This is a genomic window from Acidovorax sp. SRB_14 (assembly GCF_012932145.1).
Taxonomy (GTDB): Bacteria; Pseudomonadota; Gammaproteobacteria; order Burkholderiales; family Burkholderiaceae_C; genus Simplicispira.
The window spans coordinates 389,157-409,301 of the sequence record NZ_MWOK01000001.1 but is presented as its reverse complement, the minus strand read 5'-3'; the positions used below and the strand labels follow the sequence as shown (position 1 = coordinate 409,301).

The following is a 20,145-nucleotide window of genomic DNA, read 5'->3' as shown; positions in this document are numbered from 1 at the left end:
CCATGAAAGTTTTCTACGACAAAGACTGTGACCTGAGCCTGATCAAGGGCAAGACCGTGGCCATCATCGGCTACGGCTCGCAGGGCCACGCCCATGCACAGAATCTGAACGACAGCGGCGTCAAGGTCGTGGTCGGCCTGCGCAAGGGCGGTGCTTCGTGGGACAAGGTCGGCAAGGCCGGCCTGAACGTGATGGAAGTCAACGACGCCGTGAAGGCCGCCGACGTGGTCATGATCCTGCTGCCCGACGAGCAGATCGGCGAGGTCTACACCAACAACGTGGCGCCCCACATCAAGCAAGGCGCATCGCTCGCCTTCGCCCACGGCTTCAACGTGCACTACAACCAAGTCGTGCCGCGCGCCGACCTCGACGTGTGGATGGTCGCCCCCAAGGCCCCCGGCCACACCGTGCGCAACACCTACACCCAGGGCGGCGGCGTGCCACACCTGGTGGCCGTGCACCAGGACAAGTCCGGCAAGGCCCGTGACCTGGCCCTCTCGTACGCCATGGCCAACGGTGGCGGCAAGGCCGGCATCATCGAGACCAACTTCAAGGAAGAAACCGAGACCGACCTGTTCGGCGAGCAGGCCGTGCTGTGCGGCGGTGCCGTCGAGCTGATCAAGATGGGTTACGAAACCCTGGTCGAAGCCGGCTACGCCCCCGAGATGGCCTACTTCGAATGCCTGCACGAGCTCAAGCTCATCGTCGACCTGATCTACGAAGGCGGCATTGCCAACATGAACTACTCGATCTCGAACAACGCCGAGTACGGCGAGTACGTGACCGGCCCCGAAGTGATCAACGAGCAGTCGCGCGTGGCCATGCGCAATGCCTTGAAGCGCATCCAGAGCGGTGAGTACGCCAAGATGTTCATCCAGGAAGGCCGCCTGAACTACCCGAGCATGACGGCCCGCCGCCGCAACACCGCCGACCACAGCATCGAAGTGGTCGGTGCCCAACTGCGCGCCATGATGCCCTGGATCGCCAAGAACAAGCTCGTCGACCAGACCCGCAACTGATCGACCGCCGCTTTTTTGCGCGCTGCAAAGGCCACTTCGGTGGCCTTTGCCATTTCTGTCTTCCCGGGCCAGGGCGCTTGCTGGCACGGCTACACTCGCCGGTGTCCGGGTGGTAAGATACTATCGTTTTTATAGCTGCTTGCGCTTGATAGATAAGCGCTGGAGGTCAATTTGATGCATGATGGCAACGAGTCCCATGGGGGTGGAGATGTGGTGGTGCGCAAGCGCCGCAAGGGCATCTACATCCTGCCCAACCTGTTCACGCTGGCCGCGCTGTTTGGGGGCTTCTACTCGGTCGTCATGGCCATGAACGGTCGTTTCGACCTGGCTGCGATCGGTGTGTTCTGCGCCATGGTGCTCGACAGCCTCGATGGCCGCGTCGCGCGCATGACGAACACGCAAAGCGCCTTCGGCGAGCAGATGGATTCGCTCTCCGACATGGTGTCCTTCGGCGCCGCGCCTGCGCTGATCGCCTACGAATGGTCGCTCAAGGGCCTGGGACGCTGGGGCTGGATCGCCGCCTTCATCTACTGCGCCTGCGCCGCGCTGCGGCTGGCGCGCTTCAACGTCAACACGGGCGTGGTCGACAAGCGCTACTTCCAGGGCCTGCCTTCGCCTGCCGCCGCGGCCCTGGTGGCGGGGTTCATCTGGCTCATGACCGAGATCGGCGTGCAGCGCGGCATGGATTCGTTCTTGATGAGCTGGACGCAGATCACCTGGACCATGTTCGGCTTCACGCTGTATGCGGGCCTGACCATGGTCACCAATGTACCGTTCTACAGCTTCAAGGACGTGCACCTGAAAAAGAGCGTGCCCTTCGTCGTCATCGTGCTGATCGCCTTGGGCATCGCGGTGATCAACATCCATCCGCCCATCGTGTTGTTTGGCGTGTTCGTGCTGTACGGCCTCAGTGGCTATGCGGTCTACGGCTGGCGCAAGGCCAAGGGCCAGCACAGCAGCGTGATCAGCATTTCCACCGACGAACCGGATGAGCGCGGCCTGCACAAGTGAGCGCGCCGCGCTGCCACTTGTGCTACATTGCAATGCATGAAAACGTTTGCCCTGGCCCTACTGCTATCCCCCCACGGGCGGAGACAGTAGAGCGCGCGCGCACTCTTTTTCCTCAAAGGCCCGTATGCACCCGCAACGGGCCTTTTGTTTTGTGCACCAGAATTTTGACGTTGCGGCACACCGAAATCAGGAACCAGGAGTAAACACATGGCTGACCAGCTGATCATTTTCGACACCACCTTGCGCGATGGCGAGCAATCGCCGGGCGCCTCCATGACCAAGGACGAGAAACTGCGCATCGCCCGCCAGCTCGAGCGCCTGAAGGTGGACGTGATCGAAGCGGGCTTTGCCGCCAGCTCCAACGGCGATTTCGAGGCCGTGCAGCTCATTGCCAACACTATCAAGGACTCGACCATCTGTTCCCTGTCGCGCGCCAATGACCGCGACATCGCGCGCGCCGCCGAAGCGCTCAAGGGCGCCCACCGCGCGCGCATCCATACCTTCATTGCCACGTCCGCCCTGCACATGGAAAAGAAGCTGCGCATGACGCCCGACCAGGTGCTGGAACAGGCCAAGCAGTCCGTGCGGTTTGCCCGCAACCTGTGTGGCGACATCGAATTCAGCCCTGAAGACGGCTATCGCAGCGATGTCGACTTTTTGTGCCGCGTGATCGAGACCGTGATTGCCGAAGGCGCCACCACGATCAACGTGCCCGATACCGTTGGTTATGCCATCCCCGAGCTGTACGGCAACTTCATCAAGACGCTGCGCGAGCGCGTGCCCAACAGCGACAAGGCGATCTGGTCGGTGCACTGCCACAACGACCTGGGCATGGCGGTGGCCAACTCGCTTGCCGGTGTCAAGATCGGTGGCGCCCGGCAGGTGGAGTGCACGATCAACGGCCTGGGCGAGCGCGCCGGCAATTGCGCGCTGGAAGAGATTGTCATGGCCGTCAAGACACGGCGCGATTATTTCAACCTTGACCTCAACATCGACGCGCAGCACATCCTGGCCGCCAGCCGCATGGTCAGCCAGACCACCGGCTTCGTCGTACAGCCCAACAAGGCCGTGGTGGGCGCCAATGCCTTCGCGCATGCCAGCGGCATCCACCAAGACGGCGTGCTCAAGGCCCGCGATACCTACGAGATCATGCGCGCCGAGGACGTGGGCTGGACCGCCAACAAGATCGTCCTGGGCAAACTCAGCGGGCGCAATGCGTTCAAGCAGCGCCTGCAGGAACTGGGTGTCAGCCTGGAAAGCGAAGCGGACAACAACGCCGCATTCGCACGCTTCAAGGAACTGGCCGACCGCAAGAGCGAGATCTTCGACGAGGACATCCTGGCGCTGGTCAACGATGAGCACACGGCCGGCGAAAAGGACCAGTTTGGTTTTGTCTCGCTGTCGCAGCACAGCGAAACCGGCGAGCGCCCCCATGCTACCGTGGTGTTCACGGTCAGCGGCAAGGAAGTGACTGGCGAGTCGGACGGCAACGGGCCGGTCGACGCTTCGCTCAAGGCCATTGAGTCGCACGCCCGCAGCGGCGCCGAAATGGTGCTGTATTCCGTCAATGCCATCAGTGGCTCGACCGAAAGCCAGGGCGAGGTGACGGTGCGCCTGCAAAACAGCGGTCGCGTGGTCAATGGCGTCGGGGCAGATCCGGACATCGTTGTCGCATCGGCCAAGGCTTACCTGAGTGCGCTGAACAAGCTACACAGCAAGGCCGATCGCGTCGCTGCGCAGGGGTGAAGGCTTCCGCGGCCACAGGCCGCAGCCTATAATTTCATCCTGATTGTTGAAAAGTCGCGCAAGCCATTGATCTTGCGCGATTTTTTGTTGCCGCTACACTTCTGCACATTTTCTGCCCATTGGAGACACCTTAATGCAAAGCCGCCCTCGCACCGCATTGCGCTCGTTCATTCAGGTGTTGGGCGTTGCGGCGCTGGGCGTTGCCCTCGCAGCCCCGGGCGCAGATGCGGCGGAACGCAAGAAATCTGCGGCCAAGAAGCAGGTCAGCACGGTTGCCGCCAAGCGCTCGGTGGCACCCCGAAAAGCTGCACCCCGAGTCAAGGTCACGCGCGCTTCTGCCGTGTCCGCACGAGCGCCCGTGCGCACCGCCTATGTGGCGCCGGCGCGGCCCTCATTTGGCGAGCTTGCGGGTCTGCACACCCTGACCGATCCGCTGGCACTCAAGTCCAGCGTGGCGCTGGTGATTGACCAGGATACCCACGAGGTGCTGCTCAGCAAGAACGACCATGCTGTGTTGCCCATCGCGTCGCTCACCAAGCTCATGACCGGGCTGCTCATCACCCAGGCCAACCTGCCCATGGACGAGCCGATCACCATCACGCAGGACGATGTTGACACCGAAAAAGGCAGCCGCTCGCGCTTGTCCGTGGGCACGACGCTCACGCGCCGTGAAATGCTGCACCTGGCGCTGATGTCCAGCGAAAACCGCGCCGCCCATGCGCTCGGACGCACCTATCCGGGGGGACTGGCCCTGTTCGTCGGACAGATGAACGCCAAGGCGCGCCTGTTGGGCATGGCAGACACGCGCTACGTGGAGCCAACAGGTCTGTCGAGCAACAACCAGTCGAGCGCCCGCGACCTGGCGGTGCTGGTGAATGTTGCGCACAGCGATCCGGTGCTGCGCGAATTTTCCACTTCGCCAGGCTACGAGGTGGCGGTGGGCGCCAAGACCTTGCAGTACAACAACACCAACCGCCTGGTGCACAGCCCGGCGTGGGACATCGGTCTGCAAAAGACAGGCTATATCTCGGAAGCGGGGCGCTGCCTGGTGATGCAGACGCAGGTGGCCGGACGCAAGCTGATCATGGTGTTTCTGGACTCGGCCGGAAAATTCAGCCGCCTCGGTGATGCCGAGCGGGTGCGCAGCTGGGTGGAGTCCACACCGGCCCTCCGCTCTGCGGTGCCGCATGCGGTGCGTGGCAACGGCTGAGTCTCGGCAACTGGTCCTCCTCTCGAAGGCCAGGCAGCTGCGTTATCCGACAGGCTCCTAAGAGCCCTGGGCAGGGACTGGAGAGGAGAATCCAGGCGTGCCGTTAAAACCCAGAGCCGCCGAGATTTCTTGGGCGGTCGCCTGCAGCTTGGGCAGCCAGCCCTCATCGAGTCGGTCCGCTGGCGCTGAAATCGACAGTCCTGCGACCAGTTTGCCCTGATCGTCATGGATGCCAGCGGCCATGCAGCGCACCCCCAGCTCCAGTTCTTCGTTGTCGCGTGCCACCCCATATTGGCGTGCCTTGGCCAGTTCGCGCTCCAGCACGGACAGCTGCGTGATGCTGTTGCGGGTGTGTCCTGCAAGGCCTGTGCGTGTAGCGTAGGTGCGCACCCGTTGCGGGTCGTCCGCCGCCAGAAACAGCTTTCCGGTGGAGGTCAGGTGCAGGGGGGCGCGCCCGCCGATGGCGCGCACCACCTGCATGCCCGAGCGTTCGCTGTAAGCGCGCTCGACGTAGATGATTTCATCGCCCTGGCGCATGCTCAGGTTGACCGGTTGCTGGGTGAGCCGGTGCAGTTCGCGCATTGGGACAAGGGCTGCGTCGCGCACACTCAGGCGGGCCTTGACCAGATTGCCCAACTCCAGCAAGCGCATGCCAAGGCGGTAGCTGCCCGATTCCGGCCGATCAACAAAGCGGCCGGTGGCCAGATCGTTCAGGATGCGATGGGTGGTCGAAGGGTGAAGTCCGGTCTTCTCGCTGATTTCCTTGAGTGAAATGGCTTCTTCACGCGAGGCCAGCACATCTATCAGGGCAAACATGCGTTCTATGACCTGAACGCTGGGTTTGGTTGGAATCGCCGGGTCGAATGTTTTCATGGGCAGCGAACTCTCCTAAAGTCCGTGCATTTTACTTGGTGAAATTTCATCCCCTGGCGGCGACCGGTGCAGGCTTTCGACGCGTTGCCATTGCTGGTGGATGAGGACTTCGTGCGGCAGGAAAACTGCCTTGTAATTCATCTTGGCACTGGCGGCGATCCAGTAGCCCAGATAAACGTGGGGCAAGCCGAGGCGGCAGGCCTGTTCGATCTGCCACAGCACGTTGTAGGTGCCATAGCTGCTGCGCGCTTCCGGCTCATAGAAGGTGTAGACAGCGGACAGGCCGTCGTCGAGCATGTCCAGGATGGACACCATCTTGAGTCTGCCGTCCATGCCGGGTTCGCGGAACTCCACAAGGCGCGAATCCACTCGGCTGTGGAGCAAAAACTGCGTGTATTGGTCAATGCTGTCGTGGTCCATTCCGCCCCCGGCGTGGCGTGCATTTTGGTAGCGCAGATAGAGTTGGTAGTGTTCAGGCACAAAGCCGGGCCGCAGGATGCGGACCTGCAGGTCCGCGTGGCGCTGCCGGGCACGCCGCTGACTGCGGTCGGGCTGGAACTCCCGGGCCAGCACGCGCAGTGGCGTGCAGGCCTGGCAGCCGTCGCAGTAGGGACGGTAGGTGAACATTCCGCTGCGCCGGAACCCCTGGGCCACGAGGTTGGAGTAGGTGTCGCTGCGCACCAGATGCCCCGGCGTGGCTACCTGGGAGCGTGCTTGCCGATGGGGCAGGTAGCTGCACGCATACGGGGCAGTTGCGTAAAACTGCAGTGTCTGGGCCGGAAGATCGTTGAGTTGCGTCATGCCACTGGTGCCGTGGGAGACAAAATCTCATTCCAGTATACGGGCTTGAAATGCCATGCGATCGCAGGCATGGCTTGGGCCTGGACAAGGTGTGCCATGAAGTCGGTGCGGGCGATTTCGTGGGCCCCGAGGGAGGCCAGGTGCTGGGTGTTTTGCTGGCAATCAATGAGCGCAACGCCGTGCCGCAGCGACAGGCACACCAGAGCGGCGAGTGCGATTTTGGACGCGTCCGTGGCGCGGGCGAACATCGACTCGCCGAACACCGCCCGGCCCAGGCCGACGCAGTACAGCCCGCCTGCCAGACGGCCGTCAACCCAGGTCTCCACGCTGTGTGCGTAGCCGGCAGCGTGGAAAGCGCCATAGGCGTCCACCATCTCCGGTCCGATCCACGTGCCGCTTTGGCCCGTGCGCTGCGCGGCCGCGCAGGCGCTTATCACATCGCGGAAGTTGTGGTCCACCCGAATCTCGCAGCGCGGATCGGCACGGAACCGCTGCAGCGTTTTACGCAGAGACCGGTGCAGGCGAAACGCGCCGGGCCGCAGCACCATGCGCGGGTCGGGTGCCCACCACAGGATGGGCTGGTCACCGCTGAACCACGGAAAAATGCCCTGACCATAGGCGCGTCGCAGGTGCGCCACGTCCAGCGCTGCACCTGCGGCCAAGAGGCCGGGGGCCGGATCGTTCTGGCCCCATGCGTGGTGTGGCGCGGGAAATGGCTCGTCAGGCTCCAGCCAGGGCAGGGGTGAGGGCATCGGTCGGGGCAGGGTGATCGGTAAGGCGCATTGTCGCCGCAGCAGCCCCGCAGTGCGGGCTGGCATGACAGATGCACAGCGGCCAGCGGTACGAGCGCAAGGGCCATAGGGAACGCACAGTGCAGGTCTGGAGTAGCCGATGTAAAAGCAGACTGCCTGCCACCGTTGGGCGGTTTTGTAGCGCTGCCTCGTGGCTCCGCTTTTCACGGGCCTTCCATGAAGATCAATATTCTGTCGGACCTGCATTTGGGCCAAGGCGACCTGGATATCCCACGCAACGATGCCGATGTGGTCATCCTTGCGGGAGACGTTGCGCGTCCGCTCCAGGCGCTGGCCTGGGCGCAGGGTTTGGGCAAACCCGTGCTCTATGTTCCGGGCAACCATGAGTATTACGGCGGCAGCCTCCGGGGGGTTGCCGCTCAGTGGCGGGCGCTGACGGAGGGCACCCGGGTCCAGGTGCTTCAGCAAGGCGAGCGGGTGGTGGCGGGTGTGCGCTTTCTTGGCGCCACGTTGTGGACCGACTTTCGCCTGTTTCCGGACCGGCAGCGCAGCGCCGCATGCCAGGCTGAAGCGCAGCGCATGCTGCGGGATTTCAGCCGGATTGCGCTCGAGGACGGCGCACTGGACCTGCTCACGCCGGCCCACTGCACCGCGCTGTTCGATCGCCACGCCGCTTGGCTGGAGCAGAAGCTCGCCCAGCCGCACAGGGGGCCGACGGTGGTCATCACCCACCATGCCCCCTCGCCACGCAGCATCCACCCGCGCTTTGCGCAGTCGCTGCTCAATGCCTGCTTTGTGTCGAATGCCGAGCACCTGCTCGATGGCCGGCGGGTGCAGCTGTGGGTGCATGGCCATGTGCACGACAGTTTTGACTACTGCGTCAACGGCACGCGCGTGGTCTGCAATCCGCGAGGCTATGCCCTGGGCGGGGCCAATGAAAACACCTTGTTTGATCCGAACTTCACAGTGGACATCGGCTGACGCCGGCGGGGCCGCCTCGGAGTAAGGGGCCGTTCGCAAGGCTCCTGCCCCAGGCGGGAGGCTGCGCGGGAACGGCGCAGGCAGGCAGGGCATCTAACGAATAAAGGACATGCCATGCACACGACCCCGACCCTGCAGCTTTCCGGGTTGCCGGACGACGCCTCCGACGCGGATTTGGCCGCGCGCGCCGCCCAGGGCAATGCCCAGGCATTTGCCCTGATCATGCGGCGACACAACCGCCTGCTGTTTCGCACGGTACGCAGCATCTTGAAAAGCGACGCCGATACCGAAGAGGCGCTCCAGGAGGGCTACCTGAGTGCCTGGCGCGCGCTGGGCACGTTCCGTCAGGAGGCGCGGCTTTCCACCTGGCTGGTGCGCATCGTCATCAATGAGGCACTGGGCCGGGTGCGGCGCCGTGCGGGCCAGGTCATCGCCTTGGATACCGGCCAGGAGGTGGGTGCCATGGACGCCGAAGCAGGGATGGAAGCCAACCCCGATGAGCAGCCCGAGGCGGCAGCAGCACGCACGGAGATGCGCCGGCTCATGGAGCGGCGCATCGACGCGTTGCCCGAGGCGTTTCGCACCGTGTTTGTCCTGCGCGCAGTGCAGGAGTTATCGGTGGAGGAAGTGGCGGCCGCGCTCGGCTTGGCTGAGGCGACGGTGCGCACGCGCTTTTTTCGCGCCCGCGGCCTGCTGCGGGAGAGCCTGTCGCGCGAGATGGACTTCGCCATGGAAGACGCATTCTCGTTTGCCGGCGCGCGCTGCGATCGCATCGTGGCGCATGTGCTGGCCAACATCGCCGCGGGCGCCCCGCCCATTCCTTGATCCGCCAGGAGAACGCCATGTCTTTTCTCGCCATGCCTCATCCCGCCGCTGCGCGGCGCCTGTTCTTGGGCCGTTCGGGCCTCGTCCTATCGGGGGCGGCGGTCGCGCTGCTGTCCGGCAATGAGGCGCTCGCTGCCAAGGCCCGGAGTGCCAACCAGGCCGCCGGTGACACGCAGATTCTCAACACCGCGCTGGGCGCCGAGCTGGAGGCCATTGCCGCCTACCAGGCAGGCGCCGAAAGCCAGCTGCTCGAAAAGCCGGTGCTCGATCTGGCCGTGGGGTTCCAGGGCCACCACAAGCAGCATGCCGACCTGCTGGCCAAGACCATCACCAAGCTCGGCGGAAAGCCCGTGGCGGCCAAGGACAAATACGACTTTTCGGGGGAGCGGCTCCAATCGCAGGCCGATGTGCTGAGATTTGCCGCGCGGCTGGAGCAGGGGGCTGTCAGCGCCTACCTGGGCGCCGTGCCCCTGTTTGGCAACCGCGACCTGGCCAAGGCGGCCGCCAGCATCCTGGGCGACGAGGCCATGCATTGGGCGGTGCTGCGCCAGGCCCTGGGCGAAAACCCCGTGCCATCGGCCTTCATGTCATGAGCTCCGTGCATGGGTGGCTGCGGTGGGGTGTGGCTGTTCTGGCCTGCGGCGTGACTGCCCTGGCTGCGGCTGCGCCCGACGCGCTGCGGGGCGAGCAGGTCTACGCGCGGTGCCTGGCCTGCCATGCATTGGCCTACGACCGGGTGGGGCCGCACCACTGCGGCTTGCTCGGGCGCCGCGCGGGAAGTGTGCCGGGGTTTGCCTATTCCGACGCGATGAAGAAGTCGGGCCTGGTGTGGGACGAGAAGACGCTCGACCTGTTCCTGCGCAAACCCCTCGCGCTGGTGCCGGGCAGCAGCATGGCCTACGACGGCGTGCCCGACGCAAGCGAGCGCAGCGACCTGATCGCCTACCTCCGGCAGGCCGGGCAGTCGCCGCAATGCAGGCCGCAGGCCAAGGACGGGGCGGGCCCGAAGGGCCCATAAAAAAAGCGACCACCCCATCCTGGGGTGGTCGCTTTTTGGGCTGGCTCCTCGACCTGGGCTCGAACCAGGGACCTACGGATTAACAGTCCGGCGCTCTACCGACTGAGCTATCGAGGAATGATCGGTACGTAAAAGGCCCTGCGTACACCTGCAGGGCCTGTGAATTCTTGGCTCCTCGACCTGGGCTCGAACCAGGGACCTACGGATTAACAGTCCGGCGCTCTACCGACTGAGCTATCGAGGAACAAGACTTAGATTATATACACAAAATGGAGCGCTTTTGGCCAGTTGCCGCATCCTCGGCTTCTTGTCTGCAGGAAGGGCGTCCAGCGCATCAACGCGGCTCCGGGCGATGCCACAGCCACACCAGCACGCAGGCCATGCATGCGCTGGCCAGGGCGGCGGCCCACAGGCGCGTGCCGGTGGCAAACAGCACGGCCGCGCACAAGGCCATGAGCACGGTGGCGCTCCATTTGGCCCGGCGGCCGACGCAACCCCCTTGGGACCAGTCGCGCAGCAGGCGGCCAAACAGCCGGTGTTGCCACAGCCACGCATGCAGGCGCGGCGAACTGCGTGCTGCCGCCCAGCCAGCCATCAGGATGAAGACCGTGGTCGGCAGGCCCGGCACAAACACGCCCACCACGCCCAGCACCAGGCACAGGATGGCAAAGGCCAGCAGCAGCCAGCGCAGCGGGGCGCTCAGGCGGCGGTGCGGCGGGACAGGAGCGGCGGGCGGGTGTGGGAGCGGCATGGCCGTGGCGGGCGGTGGACGAAGCCTTGGCATTGTGCATGGGCTTGGGCGCCTGGCCGCCTTCCCACGCGCGCGGCCAGCTATGCTGGCGGCCCAGGGCTGAACCTTTTCAGACGCATTTGCCGACACCATGACCCTCCACACCATCTTGAAAATGGGCGATCCGCGCTTGCTGCGCGTGGCCCAGCCCGTCACCGCGTTTGACACGGACGAGTTGCACCGCCTGGTGCACGACATGCAGGAGACCATGCGCGCCGCCAACGGCGCGGGCCTGGCCGCGCCGCAGATCGGCGTGGACCTGCAGCTGGTCATTTTTGGCTCGCACGAAAGCAACCCGCGCTACCCCGACCGCCCCCAGGTTCCGCCCACTGTGCTGCTCAACCCGGTGATCACGCCGCTGGGCGACGCAGAGGAGGAAGACTGGGAGGGCTGCCTGTCGGTGCCCGGCCTGCGTGGCAGGGTGCCGCGCTGGTTGCGCATCCACTACCGCGGCCTGGACCCTTATGGCGACCCCATCGAGCGCACGGCCGAGGGCTTCCACGCCCGCGTGGTGCAGCACGAGTGCGACCACCTGCTGGGCAAGCTGTACCCGATGCGCATGCGCGACTTCACGCAGTTTGGCTACACCGAGGTCCTGTTTCCCGCCATCGACGCGGCCGAGGACGACTGAAGGCGAACACGCCCGCGCGGTGGCTCAGCGGTGCACCAGCACCGGAATCCTGCTGTGGGCCAGCACCTTTTGCGTTTCACTGCCGAGCAGGAAGCCTTCGACGCCGCGGCGCCCATGGGAGGCCATGAGGATCAGGTCGCAGCCCCGGTCCTGGGCCGCCTTGATGATGGCCTCGTAGGGGCGGTCGCTGGTGGTCATGACGGTGTCGCAGGCCACGCCTTCCTTCTGCGCTGCCGCCTGCACGTAGCCGAGCACAGCCTCGGCATGCGCCACTGCCTGCGTCTCGAACATGGTCTCCGTGTCCTTGAGCATGGCCGTGGTATAGCCCATCACGCGGAATTCCGGCATGGCATAGAAGCCCGTTACCTTGGCACCGAGTTCTCTGGCAAAGCGCATGCCGCGGCGCACGGCGTCCTCGGACAGGGCGGTGCCGTCGGTGGGCAAGAGCAGGTGTTTGAACATGTCTTTCTCCGTTCGCGCGCGCGGGGTTGCGGGCGCCGCTTCGTGCCACGTTCTTATAGGCCGCAGTCCTGCGCAAAGCAAGCCGAGGCAGATGTTCGACCCCCCGCGGGGCACCGCCCTGCGCGGGGTCGGGGCGCGGCGTACGCGGTCGGCCCCGTCCCGTATTCCTATTGAAACGGCCGCAAACGCTTGCGTGGCAAGCGCTGGCAGCTATCAAATAGACACCTCTGCCTCAGGACGACAGCGCCTGCAGGACTTCGGTCTCGATCTGGATCTGCCGCGCGCTGTTTTGCAGTTCGGGGCCCTCAACCAGGAAGGTGTCCTCCACGCGCTCGCCCAGGGTGCTGACCTTGGCCAGCTGCACGCTCAGGCCGTGGCGCGCCAGCACGCGTGCCACCAGGTACAGCAGGCCTGCACGGTCGCTGGCCGAGATGCCCAGCAGCCAGAGCTGGGCCTTTTCATCGGGCCGCAGGGTCACGCGCGGCGCCACGGGGAAGCTCTTGGCGCGGCGCGAGAGGCGCCGCTGGCCGGGTTCGGGCAGGGGGCCGCCTTGTTCGATGGCGCGCGCGAGGTCGCTTTCGACCATGTGCATGAGCTCCCGGTAGTGCCCGGGCAGCGTGGCCGTGATGACCTGGAAGGTGTCGAGCGCATAGCCGTTGCGGGCCGTGTGCACGCGCGCGTCCAGGATGGAGAAGCCTGCGCGGTCGAAGTAGCCGCAGATGCGTGCAAACAGATCGGCCTGGTCGCTGGCATAGACCATGACCTGCAGGCCTTCGCCGGCCAGCGACTGGCGCGCGCGCACCACCGGGCGGGCCGTGCCCACATGGCGCGAGAGGTGGCGCGCGTGCCAGGCGATGTCGGCGGCCTCGTGGCGCATGAAGTAGCTCACGTCGAGCGTCTCCCACAGCGCGCGGTGCGCCCCGGAGGGCTGGGCGCTCAGGGCCAGCAGCACGAGCGCGTCGCGCTTGCGTGCCTCGACGGCGGCGGCCGCGTCGGGCGCGCGCCCGCCCAGGGCGCGCAGCGCCAGCTGGTACAGGTCTTCGAGCAGCTTGCCCTTCCAGGCATTCCAGACCTTAGGACTGGTGCCGCGGATGTCGGCCACCGTGAGCAGGTACAGCGCCGTGAGGTAGCGCTCGTTGCCCACGCGCTGCGCAAACCGGGCGATCACGTCCGGGTCGCTCAGGTCCTGCTTCTGCGCCACCTGGCTCATGGTCAGGTGCTCCAGCACCAGGAATTCGATGAGCTGGGCGTCGTCGCGCCCGATGCCATGCGGGCCGTGCTGGCGGCAAAAGCGCCGCGCCTCGGCCCCGCCGATCTGGGAATGGTCGCCGCCGCGCCCCTTGCCGATGTCGTGGAACAGCGCCGCCACGTACAGGATCCAGGGCTTGTCCCAGCCGGCCGCGAGCTGCGAGCAAAACGGGTACTCGTGCGCATGCTCGGCGATGAAGAAGCGCCGCACGTTGCGCAGCACCATCAGGATGTGCTGGTCCACGGTGTAGACATGGAACAGGTCGTGCTGCATCTGGCCGACGATGCGGCGAAACGGCCAGACATAGCGCCCCAGCACCGAGGTCTGGTTCATCAGCCGCATGGCGTGCGTGAGGCCCGAGGGCTGCTGCAGGATGCGCATGAAGGCGGCGCGGTTGACCGGGTCGCGGCGGAACGTGCTGTCCATGACGGCGCGCGCGCTGTAGAGCGCGCGCAGCGTGCGCGCCGAGAGGTGCTGCAGCGCGGCCGAACTCTGGAAGAGCAGAAAGGTTTCGAGGATGGCGTGCGGGTCGCGCTGGTACAGGTCGTCGCTGGCGACGTCGATCATGCCCGCCTTGTCGAAGAAGCGCGCGTTGATCGGCTGCGGCGGCCGCGCCGGCGGGTTGAGCCGCTCCTCGATGTTCAGCAGCAGGATCTGGCACAGCTGCGTCACCGCCTTGGCGGCCCAGTAGTAGCGGCGCATCAGTGTCTCGCTGGCGCGCATGGGCAGGCGCTGGCCGTCGGGCGTGAGCGAGCGGTAGCCAAACGACTCGGCCACGGCGGTCTGCAGGTCGAACACCAGGCGGTCTTCGCGCCGCCCGGCCAGCACATGCAGGCGCGCGCGGATCGCGCAGAGCACGGCTTCGTTGCGCGCGATCTGGCGCACCTCGAACGGCGTGGCCAGGCCGCTGTCGGCCAGTTCCTGCCAGGTGCGGCCCAGGCCCGCCGCCTGCGCCACCCACAGCACCATCTGCAGGTCGCGCAGGCCCCCGGGCGACTCCTTGCAGTTGGGCTCCAGCGCGTAGGGGGTGTTTTCGTACTTGTTGTGGCGCTGGCGCATCTCCAGCGTCTTGGCGACCAGGAAGGCCTGGGGGTCCAGGTGCGCACGGTATTGGTGCTGGAAGTCGGCAAAGAGCGCGGCATTGCCGCACAGCAGGCGCGCCTCCAGCAGCGAGGTACGCACCGTCACGTCGCGGTCGGCCTCGGCGATGCACTCGGGCACGGTGCGCACGCTGGAGCCGATTTCGAGGCCGGCGTCCCAGCAGCTGCGGATGAAGGATTCGACCTGGCCGTTCAGCGCGGCGCCGTCGGCGCCGCCGCCGTCCTCGGGCAAGAGCAGCAGCACGTCCACATCGGAGTAGGGAAACAGCTGGTCGCGGCCAAAGCCGCCGACGGCGACCAGCGCCAAGCTCTGTGGCAGGGCCGCGTGCGCCCACAGCGTGCACAGCAGGCTGCCGGTGAGGCCCGAGAGCTTGCGCAGGCGCGCGTGGATGCCGCGCGTGGACGCCTGCGAGGCCTGCAGCGCGGCCAGCAGGGCCGCTTTGTGCTGGCGGTAGGTGTCGCGCAGGTCGTGCAGTTCGGTCATGGACAGGGCAGGGTCAGAGGACATGGCCCGCAACCATGCAAGAAGCGTGCGCGGTGGCGCTCAGGTGGCCGTGGCCTGGACGAAGGGGGGCAGGGCGGGTGAGCCGGCGGAGAGCGTCAGCACGTCGTAGCCGGTTTCGGTAACCAGCACCGTGTGCTCCCACTGGGCCGAAAGGCTGTGGTCCTTGGTGACGATGGTCCAGCCGTCGTTGCCGAATTCCTTGATCTCGCGCCGGCCGGCATTGATCATCGGTTCAATGGTGAAGACCATGCCGGGCTTCAATTCTTCGAGCGTGCCGGGGCGGCCGTAGTGCAGCACCTGCGGCTCCTCGTGGAACACCTTGCCGATGCCGTGGCCGCAGAACTCGCGTACCACGCTGAAACCATGGCCTTCGGCGAACTTCTGGATGGCGTGGCCGATGTCGCCCAGGTGGGCGCCGGGCTTGACCTGCTGGATGCCCAGCCACATGGCGTCGAAGGTGATGGCCGACAGGCGCTTGGCGGCGATCGAGCATTCGCCGATCAGGTACATGCGGCTGTTGTCGCCGTACCAGCCGTCCGGGGTGATCACGGTGACGTCGACGTTGACGAAGTCGCCCTTCTTGAGCGGCTTGTCGTTGGGAATGCCGTGGCAGACCACATGGTTGACCGAGGTGCACAGCGACGCGGGGTAGGGTGGGTAGCCCGGCGGCTGGTAGCCGATGGTGGCCGAAATGGTGCCCTGCTGGGCCATGCATTCGGCGCCCAGGCGGTCGATTTCGCGGGTGGTGATGCCGGGCCGGATGTGCGGTGCGATGTAGTCCAGCACTTCAGAGGCCAGGCGGCATGCCACGCGCATGCCGGCAATGTCTTCTGCCGTTTTGATGGTGATGCTCATGCGGCAATTATCCCATCGCGCCCTGTGCCCTGCCGGCCACCGGGAGCTGCCCCTGCCCCCAGCCCGGTAAAATGCCGGGCTTCGATCCCGCGTGCGCAGGCCTTCCGGCGCCGCCATCGCCGGGCTGCCCCCGGTCGGTCCCTCTGTCCTCTCAAACCCTTCAGGCCGCCACTGTGACCTTGCACATGACCACGCTTGCGGGCGGTAACGCTCTCAGCCCTTTCCGCGCCCAACAACTCCAGGCTGCGCTCGAAGCCATCCACCCGAAGATCGCCGCCATCGCCGCGCGCCATGTGCACCTGGTTGCCACCGACGTGGCACCGACCCCCGAGCAGCAGCAGCGCTTGGCCGACCTGCTGACCTACGGCGAGCCCTACGCCGGCCCGGCCGAGGGCCCCGCCATCGTCGTCACGCCGCGCCTGGGCACCGTCTCGCCCTGGGCGTCCAAGGCCACCGACATCGCGCGCAACTGTGGGCTGCAGATCCACCGGGTCGAGCGCGTCACCGAATACCGCCTGCAACTGCAGTCGGGCCTGCTGGGCCGGCCGACGCTCAGCGCCGAGCAGCTGGCGCAGGTCGCCGCACTGCTGCACGACCGCATGACCGAGTCCGTGGTGGCCGACCTGGCCGGCGCGCAGGCGCTGTTCACCGCGCTGCAGCCCCAGCCCATGGAGCATGTGGACGTGCTCGGCGGCGGGCGCGCGCAGCTCGAAGCGGCCAACGTGCGCTTTGGCCTGGCGCTGGCCGACGACGAAATCGACTACCTCGTTCACGCCTTCCAGGGCTTGGGCCGCAACCCCAGCGACGTCGAGCTGATGATGTTCGCGCAGGCCAACAGCGAGCACTGCCGTCACAAGATCTTCAACGCGCAGTTCACCATCGACGGCGCGGCGCAGGGCGTGACCCTGTTCGGCATGATCCGCCACACGCACCAGACCAGCCCGCAGCACACGGTGGTGGCGTACTCCGACAACGCCTCGGTGATGGAAGGCACGCAGGTCGAGCGATTTGTGGCCAAAATGGCCTCTAGCGCAAGCGGGTCCAGCGCTTCTAGCTATCAAAAAAAGAGTGCGTTGCAGCACGTGCTGATGAAGGTGGAAACGCACAACCACCCCACGGCGATCTCGCCGTTTCCCGGTGCCTCCACGGGCGCGGGCGGCGAAATCCGCGACGAAGGCGCGACCGGGCGCGGCTCCAAGCCCAAGGCGGGCCTGACGGGCTTCACCGTCTCCAAGCTCTGGGGCGGCGCTTCCGACCAGGAGGGCGGCAAGCCCGGCCACATCGCCAGCCCGCTGCAGATCATGACCGAGGGGCCGCTGGGCGGCGCCGCGTTCAACAACGAGTTCGGCCGACCGAACCTGCTGGGCTACTTCCGTGAGTACGAGCAGACCGTCGCGGGCGTGGCGCGCGGCTACCTCAAGCCCATCATGATCGCCGGCGGCCTGGGCGTGATCGACGCCGCGCAAACGCAGAAGATCGAATTCCCGGCCGGTTCGCTGCTGATCCAGCTCGGCGGCCCGGGCATGCGCATCGGCATGGGCGGCAGCGCCGCCAGCTCGATGGCCACGGGCGCCAACGCGGCCGAGCTCGACTTTGACTCGGTGCAGCGCGGCAACCCCGAAATCGAACGCCGCGCGCAGGAGGTCATCAACCACTGCTGGGCGCAGGGCGCGGCCAACCCGATCCTGGCGATCCACGACGTGGGCGCGGGCGGGCTCTCGAACGCCTTCCCCGAGCTGACCAACGACGCCGGCCGCGGCGCGCGCTTTGACCTGCGCGCCGTGCAGCTCGAAGAGTCGGGCATGTCGCCGAAAGAAATCTGGTCCAACGAAAGCCAGGAGCGCTACGTGCTGGCGATCGCGCCGGAGTCGCTGGACCAGTTCCAGGCCTTCTGCGAGCGCGAGCGCTGCCCGTTCGCCGTCATCGGCACGGCCACCGAGGAGCGCCAGCTGGTGCTCGAAGACACGGCCGCCACGGCGGACGACCAAAAGCTGCCGGTCGACATGCCCATGTCCGTGCTGCTGGGCAAGCCGCCCAAGATGCACCGCGACGTGGCCACCGTGGCGCGCGAGTTCGCGCCCATGGTTCTCACCGGCGTCAGCCTGCAGCAGTCCGTCATCGACGTGCTGAGCCACCCCACGGTGGCGTCCAAGCGCTTCCTGATCACCATCGGCGACCGCAGCGTGGGCGGCCTCACGCACCGCGACCAGATGGTCGGCCCCTGGCAGGTGCCGGTGGCCGACGTGGCGGTGACGCTGGCCGATTACAAGGGCTTTGCCGGCGAGGCCATGGCCATGGGCGAGCGCACGCCGCTGGCCGCCATCGACGCGCCGGCTTCGGGCCGCATGGCCGTGGCCGAAGCCATCACCAACCTGCTGGCCGCGCCGATCGAGCTGCCGCGCGTCAAGCTCTCGGCCAACTGGATGGCCGCCTGCGGCGAGCCCGGCGAAGACGCCGCGCTGTACGCCACCGTGAAGGCCGTGGGCCTGGAGCTGTGCCCGGCGCTCGGCGTGTCGATTCCGGTCGGCAAGGACTCCTTGTCGATGCGCACGCAGTGGCAGCACGCAGGCGAAGCCCACAAGGTGGTCTCGCCCGTCAGCCTGGTCATCACCGCATTTGCCACGCTGGCAGACGTGCGCGGCACGCTGACGCCGCAGCTTGACGCCACGGAGGACGACACCACGCTGGTGCTGATCGACCTGGGCAAGGGCCAAAGCCGCATAGGCGGCAGCATCCTGGGCCAGGTGCTCGGCCAGGCCGGCGACACCGTGCCCGACCTTGACGACGCGCAAGACCTGAAGAACCTCGTGGCCGCCGTGAACGCGCTGCGCGCGCAGGGCAAGATTCTGGCCTACCACGACCGCAGCGACGGCGGCCTGCTGGCCGCGGTGGCCGAGATGGCCTTTGCCGGCCACGTCGGCGTGGCGCTGAACGTCGACATGCTGGTCATCGAAGGCGACGGCATCTCCGACAGCCGCATGGAAACCGGCGACGCCAAGAATTGGGCGCAGCAGGTCAGCGCGCGCCGCGAAGAGCTGACGCTCAAGGCGCTGTTCAACGAAGAGCTGGGCGTGGTGCTGCAGGTGCGCACGGCCGAGCGCAACGAGGTCATGCAGACGCTGCGCGCGCACGGCCTCTCGGCCTTCAGCCACTTCGTCGGCAAGACGCGCCCGGCCAGCTCTGCCATCGACGCGGGCAAGGGCCAGCTGTCGGTGTGGCGCGACGCCAAGGAAGTCTTCAGCGCGCCGCTGCACGACCTGCACCAGGTCTGGGACAGCGTGAGCTGGAAGATCTGCCAGCAGCGCGACAACCCGGCCGGTGCCGACGCCGAGCACGCCGCCGCCGGCGCGCCGGCCGACCCCGGCATGCATGTGCACCTGGCGTTCGACCCGGCCGTCAACGTGGCCGCGCCGTTCTTGAACCTCGCGCGCCCCAAGGTGGCCGTGCTGCGCGAGCAGGGCGTGAACTCGCACATCGAAATGGCCTATGCCTTCACCGAAGCGGGCTTCGAGGCGCACGATGTGCACATGACCGATCTGCAGACCGGCCGCGCCCGGCTGCAGGACTTCCAGGGCGTGGTCGCGTGCGGTGGCTTCAGCTACGGCGACACGCTGGGCGCCGGCATTGGCTGGGCGCGCAGCATCACCTTCAACCCCGTGCTGGCGGCGCAGTTCCAGGGCTTCTTCGCGCGCCAGGACACCTTCGGCCTCGGCGTGTGCAACGGCTGCCAGATGTTTGCCGAGCTGGCCGACATCATTCCGGGCGCGCAGGACTGGCCGCGCTTCACGACCAACCAGAGCGAGCGCTTCGAGGCGCGGCTGTCGATGGTCGAGGTGCTCGAATCGCCGAGCCTGTTCTTTGCCGGCATGGCCGGCAGCCGCCTGCCGATCGCCGTGGCGCACGGCGAGGGCTATGCCAACTTCAAGCACCGCGGCAACGCGGCGCAGGCGATTGCCGCCATGCGCTTCGTCGACCACCACGGCGCGGCCGCCGAGCAGTACCCGTTCAACCCCAACGGCAGCGCCGGCGGCTTGACGGCCGTGACCACCGCCGACGGGCGCTTCACGGCCATGATGCCGCACCCCGAGCGGGTCTTCCGCAACATCCAGATGAGCTGGACCGACCTGGCCGCCACCGGCGGCGCGGCCGCGGCGAGCCCCTGGATGCAGATCTGGCGGAACGCGCGCAAGTGGATCGGTTGAGCTTGGGACAGCGCGCGCAGCGGCCGCGCTGCTGACCTGTTTCACTATCAAAAACATAGCTTCCAGCGCATGTCCTACAAGCGTTGGAAGCTTTTTTTATCCATAATCCGTCCAC

17 protein-coding genes and 2 tRNA genes are annotated in these 20,145 nt (G+C 66.4%); 10 read left to right on the top strand and 9 right to left on the bottom strand.

What is annotated here, in order from left to right; translation table 11 throughout:
- Positions 1-2: 2 nt before the first annotated feature.
- The 4 genes from ilvC to B2J86_RS01850 all read left to right on the top strand — a co-directional run bounded on the left by ilvC (position 3) and on the right by B2J86_RS01850 (position 4,986).
- Complete coding sequence (gene ilvC / locus B2J86_RS01865) at positions 3-1,019, top strand: ketol-acid reductoisomerase (RefSeq protein ID WP_169167788.1); 1,017 nt, start codon at positions 3-5, stop codon at positions 1,017-1,019.
- 174 nt (positions 1,020-1,193) lie between these two features.
- The gene (pssA, locus tag B2J86_RS01860) at positions 1,194-2,030 is read left to right on the top strand and encodes a CDP-diacylglycerol--serine O-phosphatidyltransferase (protein WP_169167789.1); all 837 of its coding nucleotides are present in this window, start codon (positions 1,194-1,196) and stop codon (positions 2,028-2,030) included.
- Between the two features lie 207 nt (positions 2,031-2,237).
- Positions 2,238-3,776 (top strand): 2-isopropylmalate synthase, encoded by a 1,539-nt coding sequence (locus tag B2J86_RS01855; RefSeq protein ID WP_169167790.1) that lies wholly within the window; start codon positions 2,238-2,240, stop codon positions 3,774-3,776.
- A gap of 133 nt (positions 3,777-3,909) precedes the next feature.
- Entirely contained in the window at positions 3,910-4,986 is a 1,077-nt protein-coding gene (locus tag B2J86_RS01850; protein ID WP_169634438.1) for a serine hydrolase, read from the top strand.
- Positions 4,987-5,043: 57 nt separating this feature from the next.
- Here B2J86_RS01850 and B2J86_RS01845 read toward each other — a convergent pair whose 3' ends face one another.
- Genes B2J86_RS01845 through aat form a run of 3 tightly spaced genes read right to left on the bottom strand, consistent with a single transcriptional unit; the run spans position 5,044 to position 7,412 of the window.
- Positions 5,044-5,859 (bottom strand): IclR family transcriptional regulator, encoded by an 816-nt coding sequence (locus B2J86_RS01845; RefSeq protein WP_169634437.1) that lies wholly within the window; start codon positions 5,857-5,859, stop codon positions 5,044-5,046.
- A 15-nt stretch (positions 5,860-5,874) separates the two neighbouring features.
- The gene (locus B2J86_RS01840; RefSeq protein ID WP_173024584.1) at positions 5,875-6,660 is read right to left on the bottom strand and encodes an arginyltransferase; all 786 of its coding nucleotides are present in this window, start codon (positions 6,658-6,660) and stop codon (positions 5,875-5,877) included.
- On the bottom strand, positions 6,657-7,412 hold the full coding sequence (gene aat, locus B2J86_RS01835; RefSeq protein WP_169167870.1) for a leucyl/phenylalanyl-tRNA--protein transferase: 756 nt from the start codon (positions 7,410-7,412) through the stop codon (positions 6,657-6,659). Before aat ends, B2J86_RS01840 begins: the two co-directional genes overlap by 4 nt.
- A gap of 216 nt (positions 7,413-7,628) precedes the next feature.
- Between aat and B2J86_RS01830 the strand changes: the two genes are divergently transcribed.
- The 4 genes from B2J86_RS01830 to B2J86_RS01815 all read left to right on the top strand — a co-directional run bounded on the left by B2J86_RS01830 (position 7,629) and on the right by B2J86_RS01815 (position 10,236).
- On the top strand, positions 7,629-8,393 hold the full coding sequence (locus B2J86_RS01830) for a metallophosphoesterase (protein WP_169167794.1): 765 nt from the start codon (positions 7,629-7,631) through the stop codon (positions 8,391-8,393).
- Positions 8,394-8,507: 114 nt separating this feature from the next.
- Entirely contained in the window at positions 8,508-9,218 is a 711-nt protein-coding gene (locus B2J86_RS01825; RefSeq protein ID WP_173024583.1) for an RNA polymerase sigma factor, read from the top strand.
- Between the two features lie 17 nt (positions 9,219-9,235).
- Entirely contained in the window at positions 9,236-9,811 is a 576-nt protein-coding gene (locus B2J86_RS01820; protein WP_173024582.1) for a ferritin-like domain-containing protein, read from the top strand.
- Positions 9,808-10,236: a cytochrome c family protein gene (locus tag B2J86_RS01815; RefSeq protein ID WP_173024581.1), complete on the top strand. Its 429-nt coding sequence runs from the start codon at positions 9,808-9,810 to the stop codon at positions 10,234-10,236. The genes B2J86_RS01820 and B2J86_RS01815 overlap by 4 nt, the downstream gene beginning before the upstream one ends.
- A 41-nt stretch (positions 10,237-10,277) precedes the next feature.
- Here the strand turns inward: B2J86_RS01815 and B2J86_RS01810 are convergent.
- The 3 genes from B2J86_RS01810 to B2J86_RS01800 all read right to left on the bottom strand — a co-directional run bounded on the left by B2J86_RS01810 (position 10,278) and on the right by B2J86_RS01800 (position 10,987).
- Positions 10,278-10,353: transfer RNA gene (locus tag B2J86_RS01810), tRNA-Asn, on the bottom strand.
- A 51-nt stretch (positions 10,354-10,404) separates the two neighbouring features.
- Positions 10,405-10,480 (bottom strand) — tRNA-Asn (locus B2J86_RS01805).
- Between the two features lie 90 nt (positions 10,481-10,570).
- Positions 10,571-10,987, bottom strand: coding sequence for a YbaN family protein (locus B2J86_RS01800; RefSeq protein ID WP_169167797.1), 417 nt, complete (start codon positions 10,985-10,987; stop codon positions 10,571-10,573).
- Positions 10,988-11,117: 130 nt separating this feature from the next.
- Here B2J86_RS01800 and def point away from each other — a divergent pair, with 130 nt between their 5' ends.
- Positions 11,118-11,657 carry a peptide deformylase gene (gene def / locus B2J86_RS01795; RefSeq protein WP_173024580.1) on the top strand — a complete coding sequence of 180 codons (540 nt, stop codon included), beginning with the start codon at positions 11,118-11,120 and terminating at the stop codon, positions 11,655-11,657.
- A gap of 24 nt (positions 11,658-11,681) precedes the next feature.
- On the opposite strand, the gene B2J86_RS01790 is transcribed toward def, so the two are convergent.
- From B2J86_RS01790 to map, 3 genes are all read right to left on the bottom strand, one after another.
- The gene (locus B2J86_RS01790; RefSeq protein WP_169167799.1) at positions 11,682-12,119 is read right to left on the bottom strand and encodes a universal stress protein; all 438 of its coding nucleotides are present in this window, start codon (positions 12,117-12,119) and stop codon (positions 11,682-11,684) included.
- Positions 12,120-12,351: 232 nt separating this feature from the next.
- On the bottom strand, positions 12,352-14,952 hold the full coding sequence (locus tag B2J86_RS01785; protein WP_173024601.1) for a [protein-PII] uridylyltransferase: 2,601 nt from the start codon (positions 14,950-14,952) through the stop codon (positions 12,352-12,354).
- A gap of 60 nt (positions 14,953-15,012) precedes the next feature.
- Complete coding sequence (gene map, locus B2J86_RS01780) at positions 15,013-15,828, bottom strand: type I methionyl aminopeptidase (protein WP_169167800.1); 816 nt, start codon at positions 15,826-15,828, stop codon at positions 15,013-15,015.
- Positions 15,829-16,001: 173 nt separating this feature from the next.
- Here map and purL point away from each other — a divergent pair, with 173 nt between their 5' ends.
- Positions 16,002-20,030 carry a phosphoribosylformylglycinamidine synthase gene (purL, locus tag B2J86_RS01775; protein ID WP_173024579.1) on the top strand — a complete coding sequence of 1,343 codons (4,029 nt, stop codon included), beginning with the start codon at positions 16,002-16,004 and terminating at the stop codon, positions 20,028-20,030.
- The last annotated feature ends 115 nt before the right edge of the window (positions 20,031-20,145 follow it).